This window comes from Neisseria sp. P0001.S007, from assembly GCF_051963655.1.
GTDB classification, from domain to species: domain Bacteria; phylum Pseudomonadota; class Gammaproteobacteria; order Burkholderiales; family Neisseriaceae; genus Neisseria; species Neisseria subflava_A.
This window is the reverse complement of sequence record NZ_JBQCUB010000002.1, coordinates 332,319-351,410: the sequence shown is the minus strand read 5'-3', so window position 1 is coordinate 351,410 and position 19,092 is coordinate 332,319. Positions and strand designations below refer to the sequence as shown.

At 48.0% G+C, this 19,092-nt stretch carries 16 protein-coding genes; 7 read left to right on the top strand and 9 right to left on the bottom strand.

Features of this window, described 5'->3' with window-relative positions; translation table 11 throughout:
• The first annotated feature begins 129 nt into the window (after nt 1-129).
• Both recC and ACTHRE_RS04010 read left to right on the top strand, forming a co-directional pair.
• A complete protein-coding gene (gene recC / locus ACTHRE_RS04015) occupies nt 130-3,429 on the top strand; it encodes an exodeoxyribonuclease V subunit gamma (RefSeq protein ID WP_293206167.1) in 3,300 nt (1,099 codons plus the stop codon).
• Between the two features lie 3 nt (nt 3,430-3,432).
• On the top strand, nt 3,433-3,939 hold the full coding sequence (locus ACTHRE_RS04010) for a thioredoxin family protein (protein ID WP_070461305.1): 507 nt from the start codon (nt 3,433-3,435) through the stop codon (nt 3,937-3,939).
• A gap of 114 nt (nt 3,940-4,053) precedes the next feature.
• Here the strand turns inward: ACTHRE_RS04010 and lapB are convergent, their stop codons facing one another.
• Both lapB and ACTHRE_RS04000 read right to left on the bottom strand, forming a co-directional pair.
• Nucleotides 4,054-5,223 carry a lipopolysaccharide assembly protein LapB gene (lapB, locus tag ACTHRE_RS04005; RefSeq protein WP_070461306.1) on the bottom strand — a complete coding sequence of 390 codons (1,170 nt, stop codon included), beginning with the start codon at nt 5,221-5,223 and terminating at the stop codon, nt 4,054-4,056.
• Nucleotides 5,224-5,248: 25 nt separating this feature from the next.
• Complete coding sequence (locus ACTHRE_RS04000) at nt 5,249-5,572, bottom strand: LapA family protein (RefSeq protein WP_293206160.1); 324 nt, start codon at nt 5,570-5,572, stop codon at nt 5,249-5,251.
• Between the two features lie 214 nt (nt 5,573-5,786).
• Between ACTHRE_RS04000 and ilvE the strand changes: the two genes are divergently transcribed.
• Nucleotides 5,787-6,785 carry a branched-chain-amino-acid transaminase gene (ilvE, locus tag ACTHRE_RS03995; protein WP_285070809.1) on the top strand — a complete coding sequence of 333 codons (999 nt, stop codon included), beginning with the start codon at nt 5,787-5,789 and terminating at the stop codon, nt 6,783-6,785.
• Nucleotides 6,786-7,861: 1,076 nt separating this feature from the next.
• Entirely contained in the window at nt 7,862-10,102 is a 2,241-nt protein-coding gene (locus ACTHRE_RS03990; protein ID WP_377072341.1) for a right-handed parallel beta-helix repeat-containing protein, read from the top strand.
• Nucleotides 10,103-10,194: 92 nt separating this feature from the next.
• Here the strand turns inward: ACTHRE_RS03990 and metE are convergent, their stop codons facing one another.
• From metE to iscX, 3 genes are all read right to left on the bottom strand, one after another.
• On the bottom strand, nt 10,195-12,471 hold the full coding sequence (metE, locus tag ACTHRE_RS03985; protein WP_070645427.1) for a 5-methyltetrahydropteroyltriglutamate--homocysteine S-methyltransferase: 2,277 nt from the start codon (nt 12,469-12,471) through the stop codon (nt 10,195-10,197).
• An 89-nt stretch (nt 12,472-12,560) separates the two neighbouring features.
• Nucleotides 12,561-13,442 carry a methylenetetrahydrofolate reductase gene (metF, locus tag ACTHRE_RS03980; RefSeq protein WP_070645429.1) on the bottom strand — a complete coding sequence of 294 codons (882 nt, stop codon included), beginning with the start codon at nt 13,440-13,442 and terminating at the stop codon, nt 12,561-12,563.
• Nucleotides 13,443-13,613: 171 nt separating this feature from the next.
• Nucleotides 13,614-13,811: a Fe-S cluster assembly protein IscX gene (gene iscX, locus ACTHRE_RS03975; protein ID WP_003682097.1), complete on the bottom strand. Its 198-nt coding sequence runs from the start codon at nt 13,809-13,811 to the stop codon at nt 13,614-13,616.
• Nucleotides 13,812-14,111: 300 nt separating this feature from the next.
• On the opposite strand from iscX, the gene ACTHRE_RS03970 reads away from it, so the two are divergent.
• A complete protein-coding gene (locus tag ACTHRE_RS03970; protein ID WP_377072066.1) occupies nt 14,112-14,732 on the top strand; it encodes a hypothetical protein in 621 nt (206 codons plus the stop codon).
• 76 nt (nt 14,733-14,808) lie between these two features.
• Here ACTHRE_RS03970 and fdx read toward each other — a convergent pair whose 3' ends face one another.
• The 4 genes from fdx to hscA all read right to left on the bottom strand — a co-directional run bounded on the left by fdx (nt 14,809) and on the right by hscA (nt 18,173).
• Nucleotides 14,809-15,150 carry an ISC system 2Fe-2S type ferredoxin gene (gene fdx / locus ACTHRE_RS03965; protein ID WP_003686005.1) on the bottom strand — a complete coding sequence of 114 codons (342 nt, stop codon included), beginning with the start codon at nt 15,148-15,150 and terminating at the stop codon, nt 14,809-14,811.
• A 92-nt stretch (nt 15,151-15,242) separates the two neighbouring features.
• Entirely contained in the window at nt 15,243-15,605 is a 363-nt protein-coding gene (locus tag ACTHRE_RS03960; protein ID WP_377072069.1) for a TIGR02328 family protein, read from the bottom strand.
• The gene (locus tag ACTHRE_RS03955; RefSeq protein ID WP_377072071.1) at nt 15,602-16,231 is read right to left on the bottom strand and encodes a GIY-YIG nuclease family protein; all 630 of its coding nucleotides are present in this window, start codon (nt 16,229-16,231) and stop codon (nt 15,602-15,604) included. The genes ACTHRE_RS03960 and ACTHRE_RS03955 overlap by 4 nt, the downstream gene beginning before the upstream one ends.
• 82 nt (nt 16,232-16,313) lie before the next feature.
• Nucleotides 16,314-18,173 carry a Fe-S protein assembly chaperone HscA gene (gene hscA / locus ACTHRE_RS03950; protein ID WP_377072073.1) on the bottom strand — a complete coding sequence of 620 codons (1,860 nt, stop codon included), beginning with the start codon at nt 18,171-18,173 and terminating at the stop codon, nt 16,314-16,316.
• Nucleotides 18,174-18,419: 246 nt separating this feature from the next.
• Between hscA and rpsF the strand changes: the two genes are divergently transcribed.
• Together rpsF and priB are read left to right on the top strand one after the other, a co-directional pair.
• Nucleotides 18,420-18,791: a 30S ribosomal protein S6 gene (gene rpsF, locus ACTHRE_RS03945; RefSeq protein ID WP_003686150.1), complete on the top strand. Its 372-nt coding sequence runs from the start codon at nt 18,420-18,422 to the stop codon at nt 18,789-18,791.
• Nucleotides 18,788-19,090 (top strand): primosomal replication protein N, encoded by a 303-nt coding sequence (gene priB / locus ACTHRE_RS03940; RefSeq protein WP_377072343.1) that lies wholly within the window; start codon nt 18,788-18,790, stop codon nt 19,088-19,090. Before rpsF ends, priB begins: the two co-directional genes overlap by 4 nt.
• The last annotated feature ends 2 nt before the right edge of the window (nt 19,091-19,092 follow it).

Below are 19,092 nucleotides of genomic sequence, written 5' to 3'. Positions count from 1 at the left end.
CGATGGGTTTGTTTTAGGCCGTCTGAAGCGATGTGTTTCAGACGGCCTGTGTTTTTGTTTGCCGCTTCTGCTGAAGCATTTGTCCTAATGGCATTATAATGTGGGCAATTGTTTTTTAGATTGTCTGCTATGTTTTATCTTTATCAGTCCGACCGTTTGGAAGCGCTTGCCGAAATGTGCGCGCATATTCATCAGACCTTGCCCTTGGATTCTGTATTGGCGCAGGAAGAAGTGGTGGTGCAGAGCCAGGGGATGCGGCGGTATCTGAATGTGTTTTTTGCGCGCAAACTCGGCGTGGCGGCGAATTTGAAGTTCAGCCTGCCGGCCGGTTTGGCGTGGCAGCTGATGCGTAAATTGGTTCCCGATGTGCCGCCGCTCAGCCCGTTTTCGCCTGAGGTCATGCGTTGGCGTTTGCTGGATTTGTTCCGCAGCGAAGCGTTTCAGACGGCCCCGGAATACGAAAACGTGTGCCTGAAGCTGGAAAGTTATTTGCACAGCTCGGCATCGGCGGATTATCAGCTTGCCGGACAGATGGCGGATATTTTCGACCAATATTTGGTGTACCGCCCGGATTGGATTGATGCGTGGCAGGCCGGGAAGCTGCTGGGTTTGGGCGATGATGAGGATTGGCAGGCGCGGCTGTGGCGTTATTTGGACGATGGCAGCCAATCAGCGCCGCACCGCGTGGCCTTGTGGGAAAAGCTGTTGGCGCAGTTGGATAAATCGGTCTTGCCGCAAAGATTGTTCGTATTCGGCATTTCGACAATGGCGCCGATGTATCTACAACTGCTGCACCAAATTTCCAAGCATTGCGATGTGTTTGTGTTTGCGCTCAACCCGAGCAGCCAATATTGGGGCGAGGTCATCGATGAGGCGCAGATTTTGAAAAGGGGCGATGAGGCGGATTTGTCGCAGGCAGGGCATCCGCTGTTGGCTTCTTTGGGCAAGCAGGGGCGCGATTTCTTTGATTTTCTGTCGGAAGTGGAAACCGAGCAGGATATTCAGGTTTATGAAGAGGGAAAAGACGATACCTTGTTGCATTGCCTGCAAAACGATATCCAAAACTTAATCATGCCGTCTGAACGCTTGTATCAACAGGAAGAAAGCGAAGTAGGCGGGCAACAGGCTCTGGTTCAGGTTCACGATGCGGATGGCAATTCAGTGTGTGTCGAGCCGGACAAGCTGCTGAATGACGGCTCCGTTAAAATCGTCGCGGCGCACAGCCCTTTGCGAGAATTGCAGATTTTGAAAGAAGAGCTGTCGCAGGTGTTGCAAAAAAATCCCGACTGGCAACCGCACGATATTGCTGTTTTGACGCCGAACATCGAGCCGTACAGCCCGTTTATCGAAGCCGTTTTTGGACAGGAGCATGCAGGCAGTCAGGCTTTGCCGTATTCGATTTCGGATGTGAAACTCAGCCGCCGTCAGCCCTTGCTGTATGCTTTGGCGCAAACTTTGGACTTGCTGGAAAGTCGGTTTGAAGTGGACAAGGTTTTGCCTTTGCTGGAAAGCCGGTTGGTGCTGCAACGCTTCGGTTTGAGCGAGGAGGATGTGCCGCTGCTGCATGAGACTGTTGCCGGATTGAATGTGCATTGGGGTTTGGACCAAACCATGCGCGAGGGCAAAGACAACCTCTTTACTTGGCAGCAGGCGGTAGAGCGTTTGGCCTTGGGCTGGATGCTGCCTGAAGGCGGCAACGGTATGTGGCAGGGTGTGAGCGCGTGGCATAGCAATGTCAATCAGCTGGACGTGTTCAGCGGTTTCGCCGAATTTATCCGTACTTTGGCCGATATGGCGGCGCAATGGCAAGAGCCTGCCAATGTGGAAAGCTGGGTGCAGCGTTGCCGCGATTTGCTGGAGAAACTGTTTACTCCGGATACGGACGACCAATACGCCAAGCAGCAGTTTGAGCAGTCTTTGGCGAAATGGCAGGAAGAAGCGCAGTTGGCCGAATTTGACGGATTGTTGCCGTGTAAAACCGTTATCCGCCATATCCGCCGCTTTTTGGACAGCGAAAGCCAAGCCGGATTTTTGAGCGGCGGCATCACTTTTTGCAGTATGGTGCCGATGCGCAGCCTGCCGTTTAAAATGGTTTGCCTGTTGGGTCTGAATGACGGCGATTTTCCGCGCAATACCAAAGCGGTGGTGTTCGATCTGATTGCCAAACATCCGAAAAAAGGCGACCGCGCCCGCCGCGACGACGACCGTTATCTCTTCCTCGAAGCCTTAATCAGCGCACGTGAAATGCTGTATTTGTCTTATATCGGCCGCGATATACGCAATGATGCCGAGTTCGCGCCGTCTTCGTTAATCAGCGAGCTGCTGGATACCATTGCCGCCATGACGGGGAAAAGCGGGCGCGAGTTGTCGGAGAAATGGGTGAAACATCATCCGTTGCAGGCGTTCTCACGCCGTTATTTCCAAAAGGACGCGCTTTCAGACGGCCTCTTCAGTACGCGCCAAGATTACGCCGATGCGTTGAACCAACCGCAAGCGGAAGCGCAGCCGTTTTTCCTTGAGGCCTTAAGTCAGGAAGAGCCGGGCAAAACCATTCACCAGGGCGAGCTCATCAGTTTTTGGCGCAACCCTGTCAAAGTTTGGCTGAAGAAAAATTTAAGCTGGGATCAGCCGTATCTGGACGGCGCATGGGAATCTGCCGAACCGTTTGAGCCGCAACATGAGGGTCGGATTGCCGATGCTTATTTGGATGCGCGGCGCAAAGGTGAAGATTTTGAAGATACGGCCATTCGGCTGAATGCAGAAAGTCTGATGCCGGTAGGCGAGTTAGGCGGTTTGTGGCAGAAGCAGTATCAGATATCTGCGAAAAACGTGGATGTCGAGCTGATACGCAGTGACAAAAGGCCGTCTGAACCTTATGAAGAACACTTTGACGACTTGGTGTTACAAGGCACCATCGGCAATCTTTACGAATGCGGCCGCATTGTGTTCCTAAACCAAAAAGACAATGCACCCAACCGCATTGCCCGTTTATTGGAACATTTGATTTTTTGTGCCGTCGCCCCTAAATCCGTTGCAAACCGACAAACCTATATTGTCAGCTTGGGGCAGACCGAAACCTATGCCGCCATCGAGCAACAAACAGCAAAAGAACTTTTGAAAAAATGGTTGGTATATTTCCGAATCGGACAAAATACCCCCTTGCCGTTTTTTGCCAAAACCAGCCTTGCCGCAGCGGAGGAGTACAACAAGAAAGAGGATTGGGATGCTGCCTTGAGAAAAGCCCATGAGGTTTTTAACGGCAACAAAATGAGTAAAGGGCAGAAAGAATATACCGAAGTGAAGCTGGTGTTTGGTCATTCGGAAGAATCGCCTCTTGATGAGCCGCTATTTGAAAACCTTGTCGTCAATCTGCTTGTGCCGCTTTTGACCGGCGTGGCAGGGAAAACCGATACAACAGAACAGGAGTAAAGCATGGCTACTTATGCAGAATATTTGGATTTTGATACCGAAGAAGACAAATTGAAACAGCAGCAACTCTATCAGGCGACCGAGCTGTCGGCGCAAACGGTAGCGGCGGTCAAAAAGATCAGCCGTCCGCAAAACTGGCTGCTTGCCGCTGCACCATATTGCCCTGATTGCCGCGTGTTTGTGCCGTTTATTCAGAAAATAGCGGAGTTGAATCCCAATATCCGCGTCAACTATATTGCCCGCAACGATTTTGATGACAGCAGCCGTTTTGAGAATCCGCGCCAACAGGAAATCGTCCGCGCCAATCAAAAAATCCCTGCGCTGTTTTTGATGGGGCATGAAGAGGCTGGGCCTGTGTTTAAAGAGTTTCCGCAAGTGGTGTTGAACCAAATTGCGGCAGATGAAACCCGTCGCACAGAATTGCGCGATGCGTACCGTGCCGGTGAGTTTAATGCCGATATTGAGGCTCAGATTGTAGCGGCGTTGGCATGGGCAGAGCAGCGTTGTTGAGCAAATAGTGCTGGTGTGTGCGCCTATGTTTTGAACTGTTTTGATATTTTGCTTCGTAATAAAAAGGCCGTCTGAAAAGATTTCAGACGGCCTTTTTTGATGCTTAACGCTTTATCAAATCTCGATTTTATTCGGCGTAAAGGTTTGCCATTTATTGCAGGCAGGACAGTGCCAGAAGAAGACTTGAGATTTGAAGTGGCAGTTGCGGCAGCGGTACATGACACTTTTTTGCAGCTGGCGGCCGATAATGGAACGAATCATATCGGTATCGGCTTTCCACTCTGGATTCATATTGCTGAGTTTCAATCCAAGCAGGCGGTACACGCCGTTGAGATCGGGTTTTTGGCGGACGAGTTCGACAGCGATTTGCGCCGCTTCGTTTTCGCCCTTGAGCAGCAAGGCTTTCTCGTAAATGACGTTGATCAGGTCAAGATCGGGGAAGGTCTGCATATAGCCGATAAGGCGGTTGAGGCCTTCTTCCTGTTTGCCTTGCGCGGCATAGGCTTCATAGAGTTTCTCGCCCACCATGCTCAAATAGGCGTGGTTTTGCTGCTCAATGGCGGAATACGCTTCCACTGCGGCAGGGAAATTGCCCTGACGGTATTCGATGTCGCCGAGGATGATGTTGGCGCGTGTACATTTTTTGTTGGCTTCGAGTGCTTTGCCGATGTTGTAGCGTGCGGCATCGAAGTTGGATTTGAACAGCGCGGCTTGGGCGATTTCGCAATAGAACTGGGCGATTTCAAACTGGTAGGTCTGTTCGTCATGGCTCAAGAGCTGCGCCATTTCGATGGCTTTTTCCCAGTCTCGGTCTTGTTGGTAGATGCTCAAAAGGTGTTGGCGGGCTTCGCGTGCCATATCGCCTTCCTGCAAACCGAGGAAGATTTGTTCGGCACGGTCTACCAAGCCTGCGCTTTGGTAGTTTTGCGCCAATTCAAAAAGCACGCGTGCGCGTTTTTCGTTGACTGTGTCGGGCGAATCGAGCAGGGCGCGGTGCATATTGATGGCTTTATCGTTTTCGCCGCGTTGGCGGTAGAGTTTGCCCAAAGTCAGGTTTAAGTCGTATGACTGCGGCTGCTGGTCAATCACTTCCGCCAATTCACGCGCGGCACGGCCGCTGTTGCGGTCAACGAGGGCATCAAGGCTTTTGTAAAACCCTGCCGGTATGCTTTTGGCCTGTTTCAGGACGGTCTTCATATCGACGCGCGCGGCAAACCAGCCCATAGCGAAGAAAACGGGGAGGAGGACGATGGGCAGTAAGATGACCCACAATTCATTGTCCATGGTATTCCTTTATTGATTGGTGGCGTTACGCTTTAGGAGTGGTTTCGGAAGTCGTTGCCGGTGTCTCGGTTTTGACTGGAGTCAGGTCTTTTTCGGAAAGGTGGGTGTGTTTTTTCACTTCGGCGCGCAGACGGTTGTTTTCGCTGCGCAGGGACAACAGACGGCCGAAGAGGGCAAACATACCGAACACGATGCCGATAATAAATGCACCGAAAAGCACGACAATCAGCGGCAGATTGATGTTTTGGCCAGGCAGGTAGAAGAAGGATACGGTGTGGGTATTGGTGATGGCCAGCAGGAGGAAAACAAGAAGAATCAGGATTTTGATGATGGTAGAGATGAGTTTCATGGGTTACTCCGGGTTGGCTGCGGTTGGGGCAGGCCGTCTGAAAAATGGTATCAGTTTAAACGATTTGCCGGATTTCGGATAGGACGGCATGTTTCAGACGGCAGGGGGACGGTGTCTTTATGCTGACGGGTACTTGTCAAACCTATATTGAAAGGCGTATTGTTCAGTCTTTAATTAATTTATTTTGCACATCAGAATAAGAAAGGCAATCATCATGAGCAGACCAGTTCCAGCCGTATTCGGCAGCGTTTTTCACGCTGAAATGCCCGTTATCGCTTATCGTGAAGGTAAATGGCAACCGGTAGAATGGCAATCTTCCAAAGACCTGACACTCGCCCCCGGCGCACATGCTTTGCATTACGGCAGCGAATGTTTTGAAGGTTTGAAGGCATTCCGTCAGGCAAACGGCAAAATCGTGATGTTCCGCCCGACCGCTAACATCGCGCGTATGCAGCAAAGCGCAGATATTCTGCACCTGCCGCGTCCTAAGACAGAGGCTTATTTGAATGCTTTGATCGAATTGGTCAAACGTTCCGCCGAGGAAATCCCTGATGCGCCTGCCGCTTTGTACCTGCGTCCGACTTTGATCGGTACCGACCCTGTGATCGGTAAAGCCGGTTCTCCTTCCGAAACTGCTTTGCTGTACATTCTGGCTTCTCCTGTCGGCGACTATTTCAAAGCCGGTTCGCCCGTTAAAATCTTGGTGGAAACCGAACACATCCGTTGCGCCCCACATATGGGTCGTGTGAAATGCGGCGGCAACTACGCTTCCGCCATGCCTTGGGTGTTGAAAGCCAAAGCTGAATATGGTGCAAACCAAGTGTTGTTCTGCCCGAATGGCGATGTTCAGGAAACCGGCGCGTCTAACTTTATCCTGATTAACGGCGATGAAATCATTACCAAACCGTTGACCGACGAATTCTTACACGGCGTTACCCGCGATTCTGTACTGACTGTTGCCAAAGATTTGGGCTACACTGTTACCGAGCGCAACTTTACTGTCGACGAGCTGAAAGCCGCGATTGAGAATGGTGCGGAAGCGATTCTGACTGGTACGGCTGCGGTTATTTCTCCGGTAACTTCTTTCGTGATTGATGGCGAAGAAATCGAAGTGAAGAGCCAAGAGCGCGGTTATGCAATCCGTAAGGCGATTACCGACATTCAATACGGTTTGGCAGAAGACAAACATGGCTGGTTGGTCGAAGTTTGTTAAATAGAACGCATTCAATAAAAAAGGCCGTCTGAAATATTTTTTCAGACGGCCTTTTTTATTGGATTTTAGAGAGGGAAGACAAATAATAAAATGCTAAATTTTACAAACAAACGGTAGCATTTTAAGATAATCGGTATATAATGCGCAATTATGTTGTAAAAATACACATTGAAAATATCGAATTTTATTGATTTTTCGATGAAGTTAAAAACATTTATAGATATTTATTTTGTATATTTTGTAAATTTAGTTAAATGGGGAATGCTAAAAACATATTGTGTTAGAATTCCCCTCCTTTTTGGCTTCGCGGTATTAACTCTGTCACGCCAAAAAAGAAAACAATGCAAGATAAAACCATTTTTATTTTGCTATAAAAATCAAAAATAACTTAACTTTGGATGAACTAATCAATTAAAAAGGGACTCTGATACATTTTCCGTCAAAAATAACCGGACACATGGTGCGCGGACAGATTACCTATAAAAGTCATCCAAGGGTTCTGTCCAAACACCATTACCGTTTTCAATCAGAAAATCGGCAGAAGGGGAAACGCTGCCGAGTTTCTCAAAGTGGCCAGCTTTATACAGGCAATTGCTGTTACGACAGAATCCGTCTTACCTCTTTATTCATCGAACTTTTTTGTTGCACGCTTGTGCGGTGGGAAAGGACGATATTTGATACAAGGAAATACGCTGATTATGTCACATAAACTTGCCCCTCTTGGCCGTACCCATATCCGTCAAGGCTCCTCAACTCCTGAAACCACTTCCGAATCATCTTCTCCTCTAAAAGAATGGATACACACCCAAAATTTTGGGGGAAGTCCGTCTGTTTTTCCTGAACCCAAGCAATTAAGCGGTAAAAATACTGTAACGAGAGATGCGGTTCATGTGGCTGAGGCGGCAAGATTGAACAGTACCTCATCATCTTCAGACGGCGTTGTAACAAAAATGCGTGTCGTACGGGCCAGTGTTGCTTCTGCAAGTAGCGTTTCTGGTAAAAATACCATTGCGTCTAAAGTAACGGACAAACAGGTTGTTTCAAAAGAGCCGGTAAACAAACCGGTTAATCAATCGATGGAAAAAATTTTGGCTGAAAAGCAAAAAAAATACGAAGAGGCTAAAGCAAAAAAAATAGCCGAAGCCGCCACAGCCAAAGCAAACGCCGTCGAGCATGCAAAAGAAGCGCATAAAGCAGCAGTCGAAAAAGCGATTGCAGAGCGTAAAGCCAAACAAGACGCTGCCCGCAAAGAAAAAGAGGCAGAAGACAGAATTGCCGAAGGAAAAAAAACAGTCGAAATTGTGCATAAAAAGATTTTGAACGATTCAGACGGCCATAACAAAGTCGTGAGCGTTTCTTCCGGCAAAAAAACAGCCATGAGTCACGATAGCCACCTCAGTTCAGTCAAAGAAAACAAAATTGACGATCATACCGAAAACAGGGCAGGTGTCTCTGGAAAATACCGCGTGTATCAATCTAAAGAGTATGGTAATTATGTTCGTGTGAATGATTTTGGTGCCGATGCGCAGGGTAAAAAAGACAGCCTTCAGGCATTTAAAGCGGCTTTAGAAGCTGCTCATAAAGAAAAAGCCATGGTCTTCTTGGATGGTACCTACTATATTTCTAACCAGATTGTGATGGATAAAACCGTTTCCGGCGCACGCGGTTTGTTTGGTTCGGGGATGGGTAAAACCAAAGTAACGTTTGATAAGGCGCAGACAGGCGTGTTCAATCCGAACACCAACCATGATGACATTCGCCAATTTGCCGGTATCTTGATCGATGGACAAAACAATAAAACCATTGCCAACTTGTCGGTTCAATATACCAACCCTGATTTTTACCACAAAGGCTTAAGCTATTTTGGCAAGGTAAACGGCATTTTGGTGAACGATGCGGACAATACTTTAATCAGTAAAGTAGAGGTTTCCGGTGCCAATCGTGCTGGTGTGATGTTCACGTCGACCGCTTCTTTGGAAAAGGAAAAAGGTCAAAAGCTGACCTTTAAAGAGCGCGTACAAAGCGGCGAAATTGATGAAAAATATGAAGCGCTGCCTTTGGGTGAAAACAACCGTATTGTTGATTCGTATCTGCACCACAACCGCGTTGCCGGTGCGCTGATCGGTTTCCAACAAAACTTTATCGGCGAGGGCAACCGTTTGGATTGGAACGGCCACGAAGCGGACGGCGGTACCGGCTACGGTATGGCTGTGGTTGCGGGCAGCTACAATTACGGTGTCACATACCGTAAAAACACGACCAACCACAACTACCGCAAAGGCTTGGATGTGCATGATGGTACAGGCATTGTCATTGAAGACAATGTGTTAACAGGTGACCGGCTGTATGGTATTGCTGCTTACAACCGCCAGTTTTCTATGGATAAAGTCAAAATTACCGGCAATACCATTATCCAAGACCCGAGCTTCCGTTTGAATGTTGATGATGACTTGGGCAAGTACTATCACATGTATTCAGGTATCCAGGTGCAAACCAATACCCAATACAAAGATTTGCACTCGGCTAACAAAGGCTATTTCGATATCAGCAATAATGTCATTAAAAATCTGACGGTTTATCAAAACAATATTCAGACTTACGCGATTGAGTTCCGTAACCATGAAAGCAAAATGGATTACACGCTCAATATGGCAAATAACAAGATAAGCGGCGAATCCACCAAATATCTGATTGCCGTCATCAACGATACCTACGACCGCGTTTTATCTAAAAACGGCATTGGCAGCGGTACTATTACCATTAGCGGCAATGATGCCAATATCGGCAAGATTATGAAAGGCGCAGTACCGGTTTATGTGGAAGAACACCATGGTAATGTCGCTATGCATGGTGCGGTGACCATTCACAACAACAAAATTTTCGTGCGTGAAAAATCTGACGGCTATGTCGAATTTGCTTATTTGAAAAGTAATGCCAAAGAGTACAACATCACCAATAACACATTGAAACTTGGTGGTGCCCTGGATGATGTTTTGGTAGACGTATACAGTACCAACCCTAAGGGCAAGGCATCTTTAAATGTAGCCAACAATAAAATCATGACGGACATCAAAGATGAACTGTATGATTCATGGCTGCGCTTTGAAAATAACATCAAAACGTATTCAGAAGGCAATAGCCATAATGGTGCAGCACTGACAAAGGTGAATACGACCGGCAGTAAAGTTGCCTTGAGCGATATCTTGTCAGAAGCCAACTATATTGTCGCAACAACTAAAGATGCTGTGTATCACCATACTAAGAATGTGTATACATCAGGAGTGGAAGAGCATCATACAACGACAGGGATTTTGTAAGCTGTTGAAGCTATAATCTTTATGGTCTAAATATCGATAAATAAAAAAAGGCCGTCTGAAAATTTTCAGACGGCCTTTTCATCTAACTCACATTATTTAGCCAGTTCGGCACGCAGTTTGTGGGTTACATTCATCATCACTTGGAGTTGTTCCAGAGTTTCTTTCCAGCCACGTGTTTTCAGGCCGCAGTCTGGATTAACCCACAGACGTTCAACCGGTACAACCTCGATGGCTTTGCGCAACAGATGCTCAACTTCAGCTTCAGTCGGTACGCGTGGGCTGTGGATGTCGTAAACACCTGGGCCGATGTCGTTCGGGTATTTGAATTCGCCGAATGCAGTCAAGAGCTCCATGTCGGAACGTGAAGTTTCGATGGTGATGACGTCAGCGTCCATAGCGGCGATGGCTGGCAGGATGTCGTTGAACTCAGAGTAGCACATATGAGTGTGGATTTGGGTGCTGTCTTCGCAACCGGTAGAGGACAGGCGGAAAGATTCACCGGCCCAGTTCAGGTAGGCATCCCAATCGGCACGTTTCAAAGGCAGACCTTCGCGGATGGCAGGTTCGTCAATTTGGATGACTTTGATGCCAGCTTTTTCCAGATCCAATACTTCGTCGTTCAGAGCCAGTGCGATTTGTTTGCACACGGTAGAGCGAGGAATATCGTTGCGGACGAAAGACCATTGCAGAATGGTTACAGGGCCGGTCAACATACCTTTCATCGGACGTTTGGTCAGGCTTTGAGCGTAAGTAGACCAAGCCACGGTCATGGCTTCAGGACGGCTTACGTCACCGAAGATGATAGGTGGTTTAACACAGCGTGAGCCGTAGCTTTGTACCCAGCCGTATTGGGTGAATGCAAAACCGCTCAACAGTTCGCCGAAGTATTCAACCATGTCGTTACGCTCGGCTTCGCCGTGTACCAGTACGTCCAAGTCCAGTTTTTCTTGCTCTTCAACCACCAAGGCGATTTCTTTTTTCATCGCAGCTTCGTAATCGGCGGCAGACAGCTCGCCTTTTTTGAAGGCTGCACGTGCTTGGCGGATTTCGGTAGTTTGTGGGAAAGAACCGATGTTGGTAGTCGGCAGCAGAGGCAGGTTCAACCATGCTTGTTGCGCTTTGATACGGTCGGCAAATGGAGATTTGCGTTGGTCTGCGTTGGCAGGCAAATCGGCCAAGCGTTTGGCAACGTCTGCACGGTGGATTTCGCTGCTGTTGGCACGGGAGTCGGCGGCAGCTTGGCTGGCAGCCAGTTCTTCGGCAACAGAATCACGACCTTCGTTTAATGCGGCTTTCAGAACGCGCAATTCTTGGGTTTTTTGCAGGGTGAATGCCAACCAAGAGTACAGGTCAGGTTTGTTGGCTTTCAGTTTTTCTTCAACTGACAAGTCAAATGGAGTGTGCAGCAGAGAGCAAGAGCTGGAGATCCACAAACGGTCGCCCAGTTTGGCTTGCAGAGGCTCGACAGTTTCCAAAACTTTGTTCAAGTTGGCGCGCCAAATGTTGCGGCCGTCGATAACGCCGGCAGACAGAACTTTGTCGTAGTCGGCAAATGCGTCTAGCTGTTCAGGAGCGCGTACCAAGTCGATGTGCAGGCCGTCAACAGGCAGGGATTTCAGCAATGCGGCGTGTTCGGCAACAGAACCGAAGTAAGTGCTCAACAGGATTTTGGCGCTTACTTTGCTCAAAGTAGCGTAAACGTCTTTGTATGCTTCTACCCATTCTTTAGGCAGGTCAACAGTTAAAGCAGGCTCGTCGATTTGAATCCACTCGGCACCGGCTTCAACCAAAGCAGTCAGGATTTCAACGTAAACAGGCAACAGTTTAGGCAACAGGCTTAGACGGTCGAATTCAACAGCGCCTTTTTCTTTACCAACCCACAGGAAAGTCAACGGACCCACAACGGTCGGTTTGGCTTTCAGACCCAAAGCTTGAGCTTCTTGCAGCTGTTGAACGTAGTGTTTGGCGTTGGCTTTGAATTCGGTATCGGCGTGGAATTCAGGCACCAAGTAGTGGTAGTTGGTGTCGAACCATTTGGTCATTTCGATAGCGAATTGGTCTTTGTTACCACGGGCCAGTTGGAAGAATTGTTCCAAAGACAGGTTTTGGCTGTCGAAGCCGAAACGGGCAGGGATGGCACCGGTAGCAACTTGCAGGTCGAGGATGTGGTCGTAGAAAGTGAAATCGCCTGCAGCAACGAAATCGGCGTTGGCAGCAGCTTGGTGTTTCCAGTTTTTATCGCGCAAGTCTTTAGCAACAGCCAGCAATTCTTGCTCGCTGATTTCTTTGCGCCAGTATTTTTCTTGTGCGAATTTCAATTCGCGGAAGGCACCGACGCGCGGGAAGCCTGAAAAATGCAATGTTGTCATGTTAACTCTCCTAGTTGGAATTTTTAATCAGGCCGGTATGGCCTGAATGTTCGATATTGTAAATCAGAATGGGGAGGCCGTCTGTTTTATTAACGGGGGCGTACACCCAAAATATGGCAGATGGCGTAAGTCAGTTCGCTACGGTTGAGGGTGTAGAAGTGGAAGTCTTTGACACCTTCGCGAGAGAGGACTTTGACCATGTCGATGGCGATGCTGGCGGCAACAAGGTTGCGCGTGCCTTGGTCGTCATCCAAACCTTCGTACATTTTAGACAGCCAGCTTGGGATTTTGACGTTGGTCACTTGGGCCATTTTGGTCAATTGTTTGAAATTGGTTACAGGCAGGATGCCGGGAACGATTTCAACGTCAATGCCCATCATTACGCAACGGTCGCGGAAGCGCAGATAGCTTTCCACGTCGAAGAAGAACTGGGTGATAACGTGGTTTGCGCCCGCATCGATTTTGCGTTTCAGATTGATTAAGTCGGCTTGTGCGGATTTGGCTTCCGGGTGCACTTCAGGATAGGCTGCTACGGAAATATCAAAGTCGGCAACGGAGCGCAACAGTTTGACCAAGTCTTCCGCATAGAAAGGTTTTTTCTCGTAGCCGGGCGGCTCGTCGCCACGCAGAGCAACGATGCGGCGGATGCCGCTGTCCCAATAATCTTTGGCGATTTTGCGCAACTCGTCAGGGCTGGCGTCGATACCGGTCAGGTGTGGGGCTGCGTCAAGGCCGGTTTCTTGTTTGATGCGTTTAACGATACTGTGTGTGCGGTCGCGTTCGCCGGAGTTTGCACCGTAGGTTACGGAAACGAATTTCGGATGCAGGGTTTGCAGGCGATGGATGGAATCCCACAGCATGGTTTCCATTTGTTCGTTTTTCGGCGGGAAAAATTCGAATGAAACATTGATGTCGCCTTTTAAATCAGAAAGGCTGTTGTTTAAAGCGGCGATTTCTCGAGCGTGATTCATGGTTATGCACCTTCTGCATATCTTTTATTTGTTGTCAGGTTGCATAATAAATTTGAGGTTGGTATGAGTCAATTTCGAAATTTTCCGAAATTGTATGAATAAATTTAATAAAGACCTCAGGCCGTCTGAAAAACTGTCTGAGGTCTTGTTTGATAGGGAAGTGGGGAAAGATTATTCTGCTTCATCTATCCACGCTTGTTGCACGGCTTCGAGAATACGCTCGCCGCAACGCGCCGGATCATCGTCAAATTCAGGCAAAGCCATAATCAAATCACGCAGTTGGGTAAAGCGTACGGTTTTCGGATCGATGCTGTCGCCGTGTAAGTCGTAGAGTTCTTCGGCGATGCGTTGGGTATCTGTCCATTTCATGATGTGTTCCTTTATTGGGTTTGGGCTATTAGTAATTATTTTAATCAAGAAGAAGTCGGACTGCCAGATTGTTTTACGGAAGATTGGCAGATAAATGATGGCGCTATTTTTTAACAAAATAGCATAGTTGCGTTAAAATACGGCAAGACACTTAAAATTCACGGCAATCTGCCGTTTTATACTTTCTATTCCGCTTTGTATGATTTGGTTTTCATACAAAATTTACACTTTGTTATGCAACCAAATTTTTTGGAATGGCTCTTAAGAAAATCCATCGCTTAAAAATAAAAGGAAAAAAAGATGAATAACGCACTCAACGCCAAGCTGTCCAAACTGATTTACGCGCTTGCTTCCGATGATCCGGAGTATCTGTCTAAAGCAGGCGCATTCGACCGTTTGCTGTTGTTGGTTCGCGAACTTTATCGGATGCTGGACGAAACAGAAGGTTTGAAGCAGCTGGTGTTCCGTCTGTATTACGGCAAGCACTATGGCTTAATTAAACTGGATGCCGCTTCACCCAATGACGATGCAGGCGCATTGAGGTTGAAACGTTGGATGGTTTATTCGCGTATCGCCGAGCGTATCGAAAATTGCGGCAAGCATTTGTCGGTCGTGCTTGAAGATGCTGTGTTGGAAAATGGAGCGAACAAATCTCATTATATAGATGAAGCCAATGCCATTATCGAGCGTTTTGGTTTGGTAAGGGATGAGGCTGCACTTCTGGCCATCGAGGCAGAGGAGGCGTTGAAAACAGAGCAAGAGTTGCAGGCGACAAGTGAGCCTCAAAAATCTGCTCCTAAGCATAACGGCAATCTGCATCAAATCAGAATTCAAGAAAAAATCGAAAATTACTCCGCCACGCAGAAGGTGGCTGCTATGCAGATTTCCCGTATGCGTTTTATTTTACCTCATATCGAATAGTTTGCTGCATAACCAAAAGGCCGTCTGGAAACCATGAATTTGTGGTTTCAGACGGCCTTTTTCATCAAACCTTGTTTTAATGGTCTTCACGCGCGTGGTTGATCGTATATTTGGGGATTTCGACCACCAAATCTTCATCGGCAACCACTGCCTGACAGCTTAAACGTGAATCAGCTTCCAAGCCCCATGCTTGGTCGAGCAGGTCTTCTTCCAATTCGGTCGGTTCTTCCAGGCTGTCAAAACCTTTGCGGATAATCACGTGGCAGGTGGTGCAGGCGCAGGATTTTTCGCAGGCATGATCGACTTCGATGTCGTGGTCGAGCAGTACGTCAAGGACGGTTTGGCCTTCCGGTGCATCTTCGATAACCGCGCCTTCGGGGCATAATGTCGCGTGTGGGAGTACGGTAATTTTTGGCATTTTTATTGTCTCGGTTGTTTAAGAGTGGTTGTGGTTAAAGTGGTTTCAGACGGCCTTGAGTATTCAATATTCAGGCCGTCTGAAAAATGGGTTTATAACATGATGCCTTTGCTTCTTAAATTTTCCAGACATTCGTCCAAATAAGCATCATCATGTTCGGCATAAATCGGCGAAGTAACTGTTTCAGCCGCGTGCGAATGGTATGGTGCAACGGCTTTGCCGCGATATAGCGGGTCTTTCCATAAAGCATCGGGTTTGTAACCGCGCCTTTCCATCTCTTCCATAATCAGTGCGTGATATAGATAGAGTTTGTGGGGCGAATGGATGAAGACATAATTCACCGTCGCGTGTGGCCTGCCCCAGCCTGCTCCGCGTAAAGCGGCGCATTCGCGGTGTTGCCCCAAAAGCTGGGCGCGGGGGAGTAGGGGGATAAGGGTTTGGTGCCAGAGTCTCATAGTGATTTAAATAATTCTGAATAATCTTCGTAAGCTATCTTCAAATCCTTTTTTGAGTAGGTAGTATAGATGTGAAGATCCTCTTCAATTTCAGTGGTTAGCTTTGATCCACTTTTTCCAAAGTATTCGTCTTTATATAGACGGACTTTAGAATTTTTGGGTTTATATGCATTTTCTGAAGAGAGGAGATTTCTTAATATGGAAGGATTTTGTTGATGCTTTTCCTTGATAAAGGAGATAAATGCACTTCTGTTTACTTCAAAAATTTTTTCTTGATGATGTTCTTTGACAGTTTTTTCAAAACCCAACTCTGCTATTTCATTTTTAGGAAATACAATTTCGCCTCTTAACGAGAGAAAAAGCCTTTTCACAAGATTTTCATCAATCGCAAAAAGCTCAGTTTCTCCTATTCGGCTTTTACCGAAAATTTCATGAAGTAAGGTTTCTTTTTCTTTATAGTTATCGGTTTTGATGGCTAGAACGCGTTCTAACCCGGCAACGTTTGCGTAGCCGTTGTTTTCCAAATGGCGCATTCTAGTTTCAAAATTATTTTTGTCAGTAATACCAATTTTATATACGCCTTTGATGACAGTTTTCATCAGGTAGACAATGCCTGCTTTTTCCATTGTTGTTCTTTATTTTTATTTCTGTAAGAGGATATCTTTTCAGACGGCCTTTTTATCCAAGGCCGTCTGAAACCATTTGCCATCAAATATTATCAACACTTTGGCCGGTAAGCGCGCGTTGGATGTTGCGGTTCATGCGCTTGGCGGCGAAGTTGTCTGTGCTGTGGCTGAGTTTGGCGACGGCGGCACGGATGTCTTCGGCTTTGCCGTCTTTCAGACGACCTTGCAAAGCGGCGATGTCTTGTTGAATCTGTTGCAATTCTTCGGCTTCCAATAAATCGCTGTCCAACTCAAGGGCGGCGTTGACAGCGTCGGTCAGGCTTTCGGCTTCGACTACGGCTTCGGCGCGTGCGCGTGCGGCCATGTCTTCGGCGGCGTTGTTCATGCTGTCTTTGAGCATTTGGGTAATGGTGCCGTCGTCTAAGCCGTAGGAAGGTTTAACTTCGATTTGCGCCTGTACGCCGGTGCTTTGCTCTTGTGCAGAAACGGACAGCAAACCGTCGGCATCAACTTGGAAGGTCACGCGGATACGCGCTGCACCTGCGGCCATCGGCGGAATGCCGCGCAGGGTAAATTTGGCAAGGCTGCGGCAGTCGGAAACGAGTTCGCGCTCGCCTTGTACGACGTGTATCGTCATGGCGGTTTGACCGTCTTTGAAAGTGGTGAAGTCCTGAGCGCGAGCAGTAGGAATGGTGGAGTTGCGCGGGATGATTTTTTCGGCAAGACCGCCGTAGGTTTCCAGTCCGAGTGACAAAGGTGTAACGTCAAGCAGCAGCCATTCGCCATCGGTTTTGTTGCCGGCAAGGACATTTGCCTGTATGGCGGCACCGAGTGCGACCACTTCGTCAGGATTGAGGTTATTCAGCGGAGTTTGACCAAAAAATGTGGCAACTGCTTGTTGAACATGCAACATGCGGGTAGAGCCGCCAACCATAATCACGCCCTTGACATCGGCCTTGGTTACGCCGGCATCTTTCAAAGCCTGTTTGACGGGCTCGATGGTTTTTTGTACCAGATTTTGGGTCAGATTGTGAAACTCTTGGCGGGTAATGACAGTATGGATTTTATGGCCGTCTGAAAGTGTGGTTTCGATGACAGCTTCGGTTTGAGTGGTCAGTTTTTCTTTGGCGGTACGGGCAAGGGAAAGCAGAAGCTGGCTGTCTTGTTCGTTGAGTTTGGAAAGGTCGTTTTGTTCGAGCAGGTAGCAGAACAAACGATGGTCGAAGTCATCGCCGCCCAATGCGCTGTTGCCACCGGTGGCTTTAACTTCAAACAGGCCCTTAGTCAGTTGCAATACGGATACGTCGAATGTGCCGCCGCCCAAGTCATAAACGACAAACGTGCCTTCTGAGGCGTTGTCCAGTCCGTAGGCGATTGCGGCGGCGGTCGGCTCGTTGAGGAGGCGCAATACATTCAAGCCTGCCAAACGCGCGGCATCTTTAGTGGCTTGACGTTGAGCATCGTCAAAATAAGCGGGTACGGTAATGACGGCGCCGACCAAATCGCCACCTAATGTTTCTTCGGCACGAGACTTGAGGGCTTTGAGGATTTCTGCCGATACTTCGATAGGCGTTTTTGCACCTTGACGGGTGTTTAATTCAACCACGCGCTCATTGGGTGTAAATCGATAGGGCAGGTATTGCGCCTCTTGTGCGAGGTCGGTAAGGGTGCGGCCGATCAGGCGCTTGGCGGAGCTGACTGTATTTAGAGGATCGGTTTTTTGGGCGGAAAGAGCGTTTTTGCCGACTTCAACTTCGCCATCCAAATAACGGACAACCGAAGGCAGGGTGGCGCGGCCGTCTGAATCGGGCAGGCAGACTGCGCTGCCGCTGCGGACTGTGGCAACCAAGCTGTTGGTTGTGCCTAAATCAATGCCTACGGCGAGGCGGTGTTGATGGGGGACGGCGGACATGCCGGGTTCTGAAATCTGCAAAAGAGCCATGATTGTGTGCCTTCTGATGTTGTATTTATTAGGATGGGGCAGATTTTAGCAGATTTTTGGCAGATAGTTGAGTGGATTGCTAGGAAATAACCATAAGGCCTAATGTTGTTTTTTTAATTGAAAAGAAAGTGGATTTTGAATCCGGACTTGTATTTTTTAAGAAATGCGGATAAAATTCAGCCTCTTTGCCTTGCCTTTTACTTCGCATGGTGAAAGGCTGTTTTTAATCATCCATAAGGAGATAACATGCGTCATTACGAGATCGTGTTTATCGTTCATCCTGATCAAAGCGAGCAAGTGCCTGCTATGGTTGAGCGTTACAAAACCATGATTACTGAAGCCAGCGGTAAAATCCACCGTTTGGAAGACTGGGGCCGTCGTCAATTGGCTTACCCAATCAACAAAATCCACAAAGCACACTATGTTTTGATGAATATCGAAACTACTCCTGAAGTGGTTGAAGAGCTGGAAACTGCTTTCCGCTTCAATGATGCCGTACTGCGTCACCTGACCATCAAAACAAAACACGCTGTAACTGAAGCTTCCCCAATGCTGGGCGGCGAAAAAGCAAAAAACTTGCTGAACGGTGCAGCTGAAGAAGTTGCAGCAGCCGAATAAGATTGGACAATCTGATTAAGCTTACCGCCCGTATCTTGCAGGTTCAGCCTTTGAGATATACGCCGGCAGGAATTCCTGTTTTAGATGTTGTGTTACAACATGAATCTTGGCAGGAAGAAAACGGACAGAAATGTCTGGTCAAATTTGAAATTCCTGCGCGGATTTTAGGTAAGCAGGCTGAGGAATGGCAGTATCGGCAAGATGCCGTCATCGAGTCGGAAGGTTTTTTGGCGCAACGCAGCCAACGCTTCCCCAAGCCGGTACTACGCATACAGAACATTAAAGAATATAAAGGTTAAAC

Coding starts and splice junctions, on each gene's coding strand:
- recC (WP_293206167.1), top strand. CDS start 130: ATGTTTTATCTTTATCAGTCCGACCGTTTGGAAGCGCTTGCCGAAATG.
- ACTHRE_RS04010 (WP_070461305.1), top strand. CDS start 3,433: ATGGCTACTTATGCAGAATATTTGGATTTTGATACCGAAGAAGACAAA.
- lapB (WP_070461306.1), bottom strand. CDS start 5,223: ATGGACAATGAATTGTGGGTCATCTTACTGCCCATCGTCCTCCTCCCC.
- ACTHRE_RS04000 (WP_293206160.1), bottom strand. CDS start 5,572: ATGAAACTCATCTCTACCATCATCAAAATCCTGATTCTTCTTGTTTTC.
- ilvE (WP_285070809.1), top strand. CDS start 5,787: ATGAGCAGACCAGTTCCAGCCGTATTCGGCAGCGTTTTTCACGCTGAA.
- ACTHRE_RS03990 (WP_377072341.1), top strand. CDS start 7,862: ATGGAAAAAATTTTGGCTGAAAAGCAAAAAAAATACGAAGAGGCTAAA.
- metE (WP_070645427.1), bottom strand. CDS start 12,471: ATGACAACATTGCATTTTTCAGGCTTCCCGCGCGTCGGTGCCTTCCGC.
- metF (WP_070645429.1), bottom strand. CDS start 13,442: ATGAATCACGCTCGAGAAATCGCCGCTTTAAACAACAGCCTTTCTGAT.
- iscX (WP_003682097.1), bottom strand. CDS start 13,811: ATGAAATGGACAGATACCCAACGCATCGCCGAAGAACTCTACGACTTA.
- ACTHRE_RS03970 (WP_377072066.1), top strand. CDS start 14,112: ATGAATAACGCACTCAACGCCAAGCTGTCCAAACTGATTTACGCGCTT.
- fdx (WP_003686005.1), bottom strand. CDS start 15,150: ATGCCAAAAATTACCGTACTCCCACACGCGACATTATGCCCCGAAGGC.
- ACTHRE_RS03960 (WP_377072069.1), bottom strand. CDS start 15,605: ATGAGACTCTGGCACCAAACCCTTATCCCCCTACTCCCCCGCGCCCAG.
- ACTHRE_RS03955 (WP_377072071.1), bottom strand. CDS start 16,231: ATGGAAAAAGCAGGCATTGTCTACCTGATGAAAACTGTCATCAAAGGC.
- hscA (WP_377072073.1), bottom strand. CDS start 18,173: ATGGCTCTTTTGCAGATTTCAGAACCCGGCATGTCCGCCGTCCCCCAT.
- rpsF (WP_003686150.1), top strand. CDS start 18,420: ATGCGTCATTACGAGATCGTGTTTATCGTTCATCCTGATCAAAGCGAG.